Source organism: Xanthomonas sp. NCPPB 2866 (assembly GCF_041475745.2).
GTDB lineage: Bacteria > Pseudomonadota > Gammaproteobacteria > Xanthomonadales > Xanthomonadaceae > Xanthomonas > Xanthomonas arboricola.
Genome location: NZ_CM192975.1, coordinates 3,999,983 through 4,013,053 on the forward strand (window position 1 = coordinate 3,999,983; position 13,071 = coordinate 4,013,053).

Annotated in this window: 4 protein-coding genes; all 4 read right to left on the reverse strand. The window is 67.7% G+C overall.

Annotated elements, in window-relative coordinates; genetic code table 11:
- Positions 1-85: 85 nt before the first annotated feature.
- Positions 86-1,813, reverse strand: a complete 1,728-nt coding sequence (gspE, locus tag ACCQ04_RS16930) for a type II secretion system ATPase GspE (protein WP_167709711.1) — start codon at positions 1,811-1,813, stop codon at positions 86-88.
- 129 nt (positions 1,814-1,942) lie between these two features.
- A complete protein-coding gene (locus ACCQ04_RS16935; protein WP_016901936.1) occupies positions 1,943-3,826 on the reverse strand; it encodes a diffusible signal factor-regulated S8 family serine peptidase in 1,884 nt (627 codons plus the stop codon).
- 221 nt (positions 3,827-4,047) lie between these two features.
- A complete protein-coding gene (locus ACCQ04_RS16940; protein ID WP_226427454.1) occupies positions 4,048-10,575 on the reverse strand; it encodes an ESPR-type extended signal peptide-containing protein in 6,528 nt (2,175 codons plus the stop codon).
- A gap of 543 nt (positions 10,576-11,118) precedes the next feature.
- Positions 11,119-13,002: a S8 family peptidase gene (locus tag ACCQ04_RS16945; RefSeq protein ID WP_226427455.1), complete on the reverse strand. Its 1,884-nt coding sequence runs from the start codon at positions 13,000-13,002 to the stop codon at positions 11,119-11,121.
- Positions 13,003-13,071: the final 69 nt, after the last annotated feature.

Consider the following 13,071-nt stretch of genomic DNA (forward strand, 5'->3'; position numbering starts at 1 on the left):
GCGCGTGCGCGACGCGTTGCCGGGACCTTGCCCTGCTTATCTTCCGATCCTGAGCATCCGATGCTCGTTGTGGCTCCGTTGACTCTCACGCATCCTCCGTCACGCGCAGCACTTCTTCGATGGTGGTCTCGCCGCGCAAGGCCTTGGACAGGCCGTCCTCGTACATGGTGCGCATGCCGGCCTTGCGCGCCAGTTGTTCGATTTCGCCCATGCCGGCGCGGCGCATCACCGCGCGCCGCAATTCGTCGTTCATCACCAGGAACTCGACGATGGTGGTGCGGCCCAGGTAACCGGTCGGCGCTGCAGCCGAGGCACGCGGACGATACAGGTAGATCTCGCCGTCCGGTTGCAGCCGGCGCAGATTGAAGCGTTCGATTTCTTCCGGCGATGCCAGGTAGCGCTCGGCGTTGGCCAGGTCGAGTTTGCGCACCAGGCGCTGCGCCAGGATGCCGTTGATGGTGGAGGTGAGCAGATAGTCTTCCACGCCCATGTCGAGCAGACGGGTGATGCCGCCGGCCGCGTTGTTGGTATGCAGCGTGGACAGCACCAGATGGCCGGTGAGCGCGGACTGGATCGCGATGCGCGCGGTTTCCAGATCGCGCATTTCGCCGATCATGATGATGTCCGGATCCTGACGCACGATGCTGCGCAGCGCGTTGGCAAAATCCAGCCCGATCTGCGGTTTGGCCTGGATCTGGTTGATGCCTTCGATCTGGTATTCCACCGGGTCCTCGACGGTGATGATCTTCACGTCCGAGGTGTTGAGCTGGCTCAACGCGGTGTACAGCGTGGTGGTCTTGCCCGAACCGGTCGGGCCGGTCACCAGCATGATGCCGTGCGGTTGCTCCAGCACCTTGCGGAACTGCGGCAGAAACTCTTCGGTGAAGCCGAGCTTGTAGAAGTCGAATACCACCGTTTCGCGATCGAGCAGGCGCATCACCACGCTCTCGCCGTGCGCGGTGGGTACGGTGCTGACACGCAGATCCAGCTCCTTGCCCTGCACGCGCAACATGATGCGGCCGTCCTGCGGCAGCCGGCGTTCGGCGATGTTGAGCTTGGCCATGATCTTGATGCGGCTGATCACCGCGGCGGTGAGCTTGGCCGGCGGGCTTTCGCCTTCCACCAGCACGCCGTCCACGCGGTAACGCACCTTGAGCCGGCTTTCGAACGGTTCGATATGGATGTCCGATGCGCGCAGTTCCACCGCGTGCTGGATCACCAGATTCACCAGCCGGATCACCGGCGCTTCGGACGCCAGGTCGCGCAGCGCTTCGATATCGTCGCTGCTGTTGGCATCGCCATCGGCGGTTTCCACGATGGTGCCCATCGCGCTGCGGCCCTGGCCGTACCAGCGTTCGATCAGGTCATCGATTTCCGAGCGCAGGCCGACCTGCAGCAACAACGGGCAACCGGTCGCAAGCCGCACCGCGTCGATCGCGTAATCGTCATAGGGATCGGCGATCCACAACTCCAGCCGGCCATCGCGTTCGCCGACCGGGCATAGATGAAATTGTTTGAGGAAGCGCAGCGACAGCCCCTGCACGTCCGGCAGCATTTCCGGTGGGGTATCGCCGAGCTGGCGTGCATCCACCAGCGGCAGACCCAGTACATCGGCGCAGGTCTCCGCATGATCGCGTTCGGATACCAGGCCCAGACGGCCCAGCAAGGCCAGCAGGCCCATACCGGATTCGGTCTGCAACTGGCGCGCGCGCAGCAGATCGGTGTCTTTCAGACGACGGCGTTCAAGCAGCGCTTCGACGATGCGTGTCTCCGCACTGCGATGCTCAATTGGATCGACGGCAACCGCGTTCACACTCGTCTCCACTGGTCCGGCGCCGACTGTAGCAGTTTGCCGCGACGATCAACCGTACGCATCTGAATCGCCCTGAAAAACGATGCCCCCGGTGATTGGCCGGGGGCATCGGTCACACTATGAGACGGCTTACTGTCGTGCGACGAGCGTCAGCTTCGCGTAGTCGGCAGCGCCCACCAACTTGATGTAGTAGGTGCCGGCCTTGGGGGCAGTGAAACGCACGGTTTCGCTGTTGCCCGGGCGGGTCGACTTGGCGTCGTAACTGGTGGCGCTAGGCTCGGCTTCATGGCTGACGTATACCGACACATCGCCGGTGCCGCCATAGGTCATGAAGCTGAGCACGGCACCGGCCTTGGCTTCGAAGCTGTACAGCGTGGAACTGGCGTAAGCACCGCTCAGGCCGGTCAACGGGGCCTTGTTGGTCAGGGCGATGGCGGTCGGCGCGCAGCTCTCGGTGGCCGGATCGCAGGGCTCCACCAGCACCGCTTCCAATGCGGCCTTGGCATCGACGATGCCGCTGCCGATCGGGGTGCTGGCCGGCGGGGTCACCGGGAAGCGACGGCTGGTCTGCTTGAGCAGGGCTTCCACCGCGGCCGGGGTCAGCGGGCCATCGCCCAGACCGATCGCCGCGCTCTGCACCAGGGCGACGACACCGGCCACGTGCGGCGATGCCATCGAGGTGCCACCCAAGCCCATATAGGTATAGGTTCCCGAGGTCGGCGTGGTCGCACCGGTGTAGCCGGCCTGCCAGATGTAACCGCCCGGATTGCCGTCCACGCTGCCACCGCCGCCCGGGCCGGACAGGTCGACCTTGCTGCCGTAGTTGGAGTAGTAGGTGATGCCGCCGGTGATGCGTGTGGCACCCACGGTGATGGTGTTGTTGCAGCTGGCCGGCGAATGGTTGGCCGCATCTTCGCCGCTGTTGCCGGCCGCTACCACCACGGTGGTGCCGCGCGCGACCGCGCCGTTGATCGCCAGCTGGGTGGCCGAATCGCAGGGCTCGCCGCCGCCCAGGCTCATGTTGATCACCTCGGCCGGGTTGGTGTTGGCCGGCACGCCAGCGACCGTGCCGCCGGACGCCCAGACGATCGCATCGGCGATGTCGGAGGTGTAGCCGCCGCAACGGCCGAGCACGCGCACCGGCAGGATGGTCGCCTTCGGCGCCACGCCAGCCATGCCCACACCGTTATTGGTCGCCTCGGCCACGGTGCCCGAGACGTGGGTGCCGTGCCAGGAGCTCTCCTGTGCCACCGAGCCGTCATAGCAGACGTTGTCGGCCTCTTCCCAGTCGCCGTAATCCAGCGCGCCCGGCACGCGGGCATCGGTGGGACGACGCGAGACTTCGGCATCGGTGATGAAGTCGTAACCCTGCAGCAGGTTGCCGGCAAAGTCGGGATGGCCCGGCAGGATGCCGGTATCCAGCACTGCCACCACCACGCCCGCGCCCTGCGACAGATCCCAGGCGGCCGGCGCATTGATGCCGCCGTTGGGGTTGCTCAGATGCCACTGGTACTGCGCGTACAGCGGGTCATTGGGGACCAGTTGCGGGGTCACGTCAGTGGCGGCGACGCTCTTCTTGATGTCGACCGGGCGCAGCATGCGATCGATCTGCACGTCGGCCACGGACGGGTCGTTCTTGAGCTCGACCACCACCTTGTCCACCTGGGCGGTGGTCAGCGTGCTGGACAGCTTGATCAGGTCCGAGCCGATGCCGAGCTTGCGCACATACGTCGCCTTGGCGGCGGCTGCGCTGCTGCGTGCGCCGGTGCTCGCACCGACACGGCCGACCGCGGCCTGCACCGCGCTCAGCTTGCTGGCGCGATCGGTCGCCGCAGCAGTGTTGTCCTTGTAGCGCACGATCAGGCGGCTACTGAACGCAGCGCCGGCCGATGCTGCCTGGGTCGGTTCCTTGACCAGCAGTTTCGGGGCAGCAGCGAGCGTGCCCGATGCACCGAGCGCCATCATCAGGATGGCGCCGGTCAGCGGGGAGAGACGGAAATTCTTGTCGATCACGGTGAAGTCCTCTTCGTGTTTTTCGTCGATCAGCTGGGAGCGGCTTCCGAACTGCGGCGCAACTGCGGTGCAGCGCGCTGCGTTCGATCAGCCACTCCTGGTAAGGCCATCACTCCATCGAATCCGTTGGCCGGCCCAGCCACGGTCCTTGCCCGCCCCCTCAGGCCTTGCTCTGGCGCGGCGGCGCACATCGGCGCCGCCGCGTGTCATGCGGCAGCGTGTTACCAGCCGAAGCCGGCACCCACACCGATCGAACTGTCGTCACCGCTGAGTGCGCCGCCCACCGTCAGGGTGGCGCGCGGGCTGATCGCACGCTGGTAGCCCACCGACAACGCCGATTCGCCGTTCTGGAAACCGACGCCGGCACCGACGCGGTTCTGTGTGGCGATACCACCGACGCTGGCGGCCATGTTCAACATCGCCGAGCTCATCGCGCCCTGACGATCCAGGCGACGGTTCTGCCGGCGCAGACGGTCTTCGATATCGCCCTGGTAGGTCTCGAAGCTGTCGGCCATCGCGTTGTAGCGGCTGTCGGTATAGCTGTTGGCCGCGGCAACGCCGTTATCCAGCTGGCCCTTGTTGACCGCATCGGTGGCACGCGTACCGGCGGCCACGTTGGCCACCTGACGCTCGCCGCCGACGCTGCCCACCGACACCGTGTTGGCACGATCGGCAACCGACCCCTGACCCAGCGCGACCGCACCTTGCGCACTCGCACGCGCGCCCTGTCCGATCGCCGTGCCGGAGGCCGCACTGACCTGCGCGCCTTCGCCCATCGCCACCGCATTGGTCGCCACCGCGGCAATCTGCGTATTGGCGCCGACCGCGGTGCTGCCATCGGCATTGACGCGTGCGTTGCTGCCGATCGCGGTGTCGTTGGGGCCATGCGCATACGCGCTGCCGCCGATCGCCGTGCCGGTCACGTGGTTGGCCACTGCGGCCGTGCCCACGGCGGTAGACGTTGCAGCCGGGGTGATGCTGCCGACCACTGCGGCGGTCGGCGTGCCCTGCACGCCTGCGCCGGTATCGGCAACGGCGTTGCCCGACGTGCTCACTGCGCTCGCAGCCACTGCAGGCACCCCTGAAGTGCGCAGCGACAGCGTGCGTGCCGCTGTGCTGGCCGTTGCGGTACCACCGCGTGCATCCAGCTCGGTGACCTTGCTGTCCAACGCGGTCAATGCCGCACCGACATTGTTGTAGCTGGCACCCTGGATCACGTAGGTCGGCGCAACGAACACGCCCTGCGCACCGATCGCTGCACCACCGCCGAGGAAGCTGGCGGCATTGCTGAGCGACTGGAACAGCTGGCCGCCGTTGATCGCATCGGTACTGGCACTGGCAATCGCACCATTGCCGACATTGACGATGCGGCGCGTGGCCGGGCCACCGCGGCCATCGCCGCTACCGACCGAGACCACGTTGGCATCGTAGGTACGCGAGCCTGAGCCCAACGCCACCGAGTCGGCACCACTGGCACCGGCATTGGCACCCAGCGCCACCGCGTTGGCACCGCTCTGGCGCACGAAGGAGTTGTAGCCCAACGCCACACCGTTTTCGCCGATGGAATTGGTCTGCCGGCCCATCGCGGTGCTGTTCACGCCGCTGGCGCTGCTGTCCACACCCATGGCGCTGGCGCCGGTGGCCGAGGCGCGGCTGCCGGAGGCGATCGCCACGCTGCGTGCGCCGCTGGCGGTTGCGCCGGCGCCCGCTGCGGTGGCGCGATCACCGGTTGCGCTGGCCACCCCTTCACCGGTGGTTTGCACCATGCCGGTGGTGGTCTGCACATCGGCCGCCAGGGCATCCAGCTGGCCCTTGTTGACCGCATCGGTCGCCGCCTGGCCGTCGCTGACATTGACGATGCGACGCGTGGCCGGACCGCCGCGGCCATTGCCGCTGCCGATCGACACCGTGTCGGCTTCGTAGGTGCGCGACCCCGAACCCAGCGCCACCGAATCGGCACCGGTCGCACCGGCGTTGGCACCGAGGGCCACACCATTGACCGCGCTCTGGCGCACGAACGAGTTGTAGCCCACCGACACCGCGTTCTCGCCGATCACGTTGACCTGACGGCCGACACCGGTGCTGTTGATGCCGGTTGCCGACGCATCCACACCGACCACGCTGGCGCCGACCGCATCGGCGCGGCTGCCGCCACCCAGGGCCAGCGTATTGTCGGCAAGGGCCGCCGCGCTCTGGCCGAGCGCGGTGGCATTGACGCCGTCGGCATACGAATTCCAGCCGATGGCGGTGGTGTAGTCGGCCGTGGCCCACGCGCCCGCACCGAATGCGGCAGCGCCGGTGCCGGAGGCACGCGCCGGGATGAAGCCGAAGAACGTGCTGCCGCCAACGGCCACGCTTTCTTCGCCGGTGGCCTCGCTGAATTCGCCCACGGCCACTGCACTTGCGCCGGAGGCCAGTGCAGCGGCACCCACGGCGGTGCTGTAGTCGCTGGACGCCACCGCACCATAGCCCAGCGCCGACGACAGCCTGCCGCTGGATTCGCTGTATCCACCGAAGGCGGCGCTGCCGACATTGGAGGCAGTGCTGCGGAAACCGGCCGCGGTGGCCTGGTTGTCCGATGCCACCGCTTCGCTGCCGAGCGCGGTCGCATAGGTCGAAATCGCCTGCGCGCCGGCACCGTTTGCGCTGGCGCCGACATCGCTGGCCAGGGCATTGCTGCCGACGGCGCTGCTGTTTTCGCCGGTGGCCTGGGCGTTGTTGCCCACCGCCGCTGCGCCGGTTCCGCTGGCCAGCGCACTCACGCCAACCGCCGTTGCGTTATCGACCACCGCCTGCGCACCGGCACCCAACGCCGTGGCGCCGGTACCGGTGGCATTGGCGCCCTCGCCTGCGGCCAGGGCGTTGTCGCCCTCGACGTAGGCGCCGGCATCGCTGTCATCGCTGCCGCTGGCCTGGAAGTACTTGCTGGTGGATTGTGCGGTTTCGGCAACGGCGTTGAGCTGATCCAGATTCACCGCGTCGGTGCCCTGCGTACCGGCGGCCACGTTGGTGATCTGACGCTCGTTGCCGGCGCTGCCCACCGAGACCGCAAAATCGCGATCGGCCACCGAATCGGCACCCAGCGCCACGCTGCCTTCGCCGGTGGATTCGGCAAAATTGCCGAGCGCGGTGCTGTTGAGGCCCGGTGCCCATGCCGCGCCGCCGAGCGCGGTGGAGTAGTCCCCGGAGGCTTCGGTCGGCAACAGGCCGAGCAGGGCGCCACCGACCGACACGCTGTTGTAGCCGCTGGCCACGCTGCCCTGGCCGGCCGCAACGCTGTAGTCGCCGGTTGCGGTGGCATCGCCACCCACTGCCACGGTATTGGAGCCGCTGGCGGTGCTGAAATTGCCCAGCGCGGTGCTGTTGAAACCGGTCGCACTGGAATAGCCGCCTAAGGCGGTGGAGTAGTTGGAGGTGGCCTCGGCACCGAAGCCGAACGCCGCCGCGCTGGTGCCATCGGCCACGCTTTCTGCGCCGACCGCAGTGGCCGACTCGCCACTGGCGCTGGCGAAATAGCCCACTGCGGTGGTTTCGCTGCCATCGGCCACGCTCAGCGTGCCGGCGGCCAGGGAACCATCGCCATAGGCACCTGCCGCCGCACCCAGCGCGGTGCTCTGCGCGCCGGCGGCTTCGCTCTCGCCACCCACGGCCACGGCGTAATCCCCGCTGGCCTGACTGAAGGCGCCGTTGGCGATGCTGCCGTAGCCACTGGCAGCGGCGTTGTAGCCGGCTGCATTGGCGTACTGCGCGGTGGCGCTGGCACCGCTGCCGATGGCGACGGCGCCGATCGCAGTGGCCTGGCTGCTGGAACCGAACGCGCTGCTGTAATCGCCGTCCGCAGTGGCGTTGGAGCCGGATGCGGTGGCGTCCTCGCCCTGCGCATCGGCCGTGCCGGTGCCGGTGCCGGCAAACAGACGCGCAGTGGTTTCGGCGGTTTCGCCGACTGCGTTGAGCTGGTCCAGGTTCACCGCATCGGTACCCTCGGTACCGGCGGCGACATTGGTGATCTGGCGCTCGCCACCGACGCTGCCAACCGCCACCGTATTGTCGCGATCGGCAACCGCGCCGGCACCCAGCGCCACGCTGTTGTCGGCGTAGGCCACGCTGTCGGTACCCAGTGCCGTGCTGCCCTGGCCCCACGCCACGCTGGCCACACCCACCGCAGTGGATGCAGCACCGTTGGCAAGGCTTTCATAACCGAGTGCGGTTGCGCCGCGCCCGCTGGCGATACTGCTGGCACCCAGCGCCGTGCTGTTATCGGCGAGCGCCGACGCATCGGAACCTGCCGCAACGCTGTCGGCGCCTTCGGCAATTGCGGTGCCGTCACCAGTGGCGACGAACGTGCGCGCGGTGTTGGCGGCGCCCTCGGACACTGCCGTGAGCTGATCCAGATTGACCGCATCGGTGCCTTCGGTACCGGCAGCGACATTGGTGATCTGACGCTCGCCGCCAACCGTGCCCACCGACACCGTGCTGGCGCGATCGGCCACTGCGCCGACGCCGAGCGCAACGCTGTTGTCGACCGCAATCCGCGCGCCGTCGCCGATCGCAATGCTGTCTGCGCCTTCGACGACTGCCTCGGTGCCCAGCGCAATGCTGCGATCGCCATACCCGACTGACTGCGAACCGATGGCGATTGCACGCGCACCGCCGGCATAGGCGTTGTCGCCGATAGCGACCGAAACGCTGCCGCTGGCGGCCGAGGTGATGCCCACCGCGATGCTGCCCGCGCCGTAGGCGGTGCTTTCCGCACCCACGGCGGTGCTGGTGTCGCCCCAGGCCACGCTGGCAAAGCCGAGTGCGGTGGATTCGAGGCCATTGGCGATGCTTTCGAAACCGATCGCGGTACCGCCACGACCATTGGCCACGCTGGTGCCGCCGACTGCAGTGCCATAGAAGCCCGATGCCGTGCTGTCGGCACCCACGGCGGTGGCATAGCGGTCGCTGGCGATACTGTTGAAGCCGAGCGCGGTGGCATTGTTGACATTGGCCACCGCACCACTGCCGACCGCAGTGGTGTTGACCGCTGACGCCAGGCTGCTCGAACCCAGCGCAGTGCTGTAATCCTCGTAAGCCGATGCATTGGAACCGGCCGCAACGCTGTCCACGCCTTCGGCAATCGCGGTGCCATCGCCGGTGGCCACGAACGTGCGTGCGGTAGTGGCGGCGACGTCGGACACGGCGGTGAGCTGATCGAGATTGACCGCATCGCTGCCTTCGGTACCGGCGGCGACGTTGGTGATCTGACGCTCGTCGCCAGCCGCACCCACCGACACGGTGTTGGCGCGCGTGGCCACTGAATTGGCGCCCAAGGCCACCGAGTTGGCGCCGCGTGCAGTGCTGTAGTAACCCAGCGCGGTGCTCAGCTCGCCGCTGGCCCAGGATTCCGGGCCAACTGCCGTGGCACCTTCGCCAGGTGCATAGGCGAAGTAACCCACCGCGGTGGCTTCGGTGCCGGAGGCTTCGCTGAGCGTGCCCACTGCCGTGGTGTAGCTGCCCGATGCGATCGCACCGGCGCCGAGCGCGGTGGAGGCTTCGCCGCTGGCCTGGGTCTGTACGAAGAAGCCCAGACCCGGGATGTAATCGACCGGACCACCGACAGCGGTGCTGCTGGTGCCGCTGGCGCTGGTCTGCGTGCCCACCGCAGTGGCGTAATCGCCCGCCGCATTGGCTACCGCACCGAACGCGGAAGACTGCGTCCCGGCCGCATACGCACCGACGCCGAACGACGAGGCGGCGAAGCCATCGGCATTGGCGCTGGCGCCGACTGCGGTTCCGCCGACGCCGGCACTGGTGGCGCCGGTGGTGACCGGCACGCCGCCGTTGGTGACCAACGGCTCGCCGTCTTCGTCCACGGCAGCGCCGCCCACGGCCACGCTGCCAGGGCCGTTGGCCTGCGCGTTATGGCCGAATGCCGCGCTGTTCTGCCCGGATGCGAGCGCATTGGCGCCGACCGCAGTGGCATTGTCGGCCACCGCATTGGCACCGGTTCCCAGCGCAGTGGTCGCCGTGCCTACCGCATTGGCGGCATCGCCGGCAGCCAGCGCGCTATCGCCTTCGACATAGGCGCCGACGCTGTCTTCGCCCGGGGTCGCCTTGAAGAACGTGGCCGTGTCTTCGGCCACATCGGCCACGTCGCGCAACTGCGCCACGTTCACCGCGTCGGTGGCGTTGACGCCGGCGCCGACATTGGTGATGCGGCGCGTGGCCGGGCCGCCGCGGCCATTGCCGCTGCCGACCGACACCACATCGTCTTCGTGGGTGCGCGAGCCTGCGCCCAGCGCCACTGAGTTGGCACCGGTCACCCCGGCGTTTGCACCCAGCGCGACGCCGTTTTCGCCGCTCTGGCGTACGAAGCTGTTGTAACCGATGGCCACCGCGTTCTCGCCGATCGCATTGGTCTGGCGGCCGATCGCGCTGCTGTTCACGCCGCTGGCGCTGCTGTCGGCACCGCTGGCGAGCGCGCCGGTGGCGCTGGCGCGGCTGCCGGCGCCGACGGCAGTGGCGTTGGCGGCAGGTGCCGATGCGCCGCGGCCGACCTCGACCGATTGCGCCATCGCAGAAAGGGGGAGTGCGATGCCGGCGCTACCCAGCGCCAGGGCGATCGCAGCAACCAGGCAACGGCTCTGGCGGCGGTCGATGAATGCGGCGGTGCTCACTGCGCCCGGGCTGTCGCCGCTGGCCAATTCCGATGCCACGGCCCACACGCCTAACGATTTGTTCCAGACCTTGCGATAAATCCGATTCATCGACGCACTGCTCCTGAATGTTGGGACTGGTTTTTTGACGAACACCCACCATCGCGAGGCATTCCAGCCGCTGCGGTTCCCCGTGGTGATTGGCGCCATGGGCCAAATGGCGGTGCGCGGGAAGCTGCACCCTGGGTAGTCAAAAAGTGAACGCTACCCAACCATAGAACTGAGCGAAGTGTTAACAGCGGTCAAATCAGGCGTCAAGTTTTTGACAGAAAGCGAAGCTGAGCGTGCGTTCCATCACACTTCTGCTTGCTTTTATTCGTTTTTTGATAATTCTTTGGAAAACAGCGATCTAGGTCATGTCTTGAGAGACATTTCCAAGCTGAATGCGCATGTCCGCAGCAGACAAAAAAGCCCGCTGGCAGGACGCCAGCAGGCTTGGTTGCGCAAAACGGCGCGCCGAACAGGTCAGGAATCGGACCAGCGCTCCCCGCGCCGACCACTCAGCCCATCATGGTGCAGGACGAGAGCGGTTTTGCCCGCACCGTTGCGTCAGGAAACCGACGTCAGCGCCCCCTCGCGCCGCCATGTGTCGGATCACTGACGCGCCAACAGACTCACTCCATCGAAGCCGCTGCCGTCGAGACGGATGAAATAGGTCCCGGCACGCGGTGCGGTGAAGCGCACCGTCTGGCTGGTTCCGCTGCGGCTGGACATGCCGTCGTTGTCGGTCGCGCTCGGCGCGCGGCCCAAGGCGACATACAGCGCCGCCTGCCCGCTGCCGCCGAAGCTGATGAAGCTCAGCACCGCACCCGCGTTCGCCTCGAAGGCGAATACACCGGCATCGCCGGCCACATTGGACAAGCCGCGCTCGGGCACGCTGTTGCGCAGCGTCTGCGCATCCAGCTGGCAGCCCAGATCGCCGCTGTCGCAGCGGCGCAGTGCGCGATCGATCGCCGCGCCGGCATCCACGATGCCGCTGCCGGCCGGCGTGCTCAACGGCAACTGCACCGGAAACGCGCGTGCACTGCGCTTGAGCAGGCGTTCCAGCGCCGCAGGTGTCAGCGGCGGCCTGCCATCGGCGATCAGCGCGCTCTGCACCAGTGCGGCCGTCCCCGCCACGTGCGGGGAGGCCATCGAGGTTCCGGCAAAGCCAGGCCCGATGTAGTCGAATTGGCCGGACGTGGGCGTGGTCTTGCCGGTGTAGCCGGTCTGCCAGATCCAGCTGCCGATCGGGCCGTCGTACAAGGTGTCGGTTGCCAGATCGCGCGCGCCGCCGCCAGGCGCGGCCAGATCGATCAAGCTGCCGAAATTGCTGTAGTACGCCAGGCCGCCGGTCAGGCGGGTGGCCGCCACCGACACCACATTGGCGCAGTTGGCCGGCACCGCACTGGACACATCCGAGCCATCGTTGCCGGCCGCCACCACCACGGTGGTGCCGCGCGACACCGCACCGTCGATCGCCGCCTGCGTGACCGAATCGCAGGGGCCAAAGCCGCCCAGGCTCATGTTGATGATTTCCGCCGGGTCGCGATTGTCCGGCACACCCTCCACATGCCCGCCGGACGCCCACACGATGGCATCGCTGATATCCGAGAACGAACCGCCGCAGTGACCGAGCACGCGGACCGGCAGCACCTTGGCCTTGTAGGCCACACCGGCACCGCCAATGCCGTTGCCGGTGGTCTCGGCGATCGTGCCGGCCACGTGGGTGCCATGCCAGGAGCTGTCATGCGCCGCGGAAAAAATGCCGCACTCGCCGTCTTCGGCCTCCCAGTCGCCACGGTCCAGCGCACCCGCCACGCGCGCATCGGTCGGACGTCGCGACCGGCCGGCATCGGTGATGAAGTCGTAGCCCTGCAGCAGATTGCCGGCCAGATCCGGGTGCGCCGGCAGGATGCCGGTGTCGATCACCGCCACCACCACGCCCTCGCCCTGCGCGGTCTTCCACGCCGCCGGCGCATCGATGCCGCCGACCGGATCGGTGAGATGCCATTGATTGCTCGCCAGCAGTGGATCGTTGGGCAAGCTGCCGCCGCTGCTCTGCAACGGATAGGCGCGTGCATCGATCTGTGCATGTTCCACCGCCGGATCGGCTTGCAGCTCGCGCACCAGGCGGTCGGCGTCGCTGCGACTGAGTTGCGTGGGCAACCGGATCAACTCTCCGCCCACCGCGAGGGTGCGCACATGCGTCGGCGCCGCCTGCGCGCCGCTGCGGGCGGCCGGTGCCAGGCGCACTGCCGCGCGTGATGCCGCTGCAGTGATGGTGGCCGTGGACGCTGCGCCGACGTTGCGCGCGCTCACTGTGCCGCTGCGATAGGTGACGATGATGGCGTCGACCGGTGCATCGCGCATGGCCTGCAGCTGTTGCGCAGTGCGCATGCTGGCGTCCGGTGTGGCCGCGTTGGCGATGCCGCCGGCGAGCGACAGCACTGCGCTGCAGGCAATGGCGAGGGTTCGGGAACGATGGGTCTGAATCACGCTGACGTCCTCTTCAAGATGAAATGCAAATGAGTGAGCACGCAGCCGCCGCGAGCGCAGCCGCTGCGA

What these genes read in the sequence shown, in the direction of transcription:
- ACCQ04_RS16940 (WP_226427454.1), bottom strand. Translation starts at nt 10,575, where the DNA reads ATGAATCGGATTTATCGCAAGGTCTGGAACAAATCGTTAGGCGTGTGG.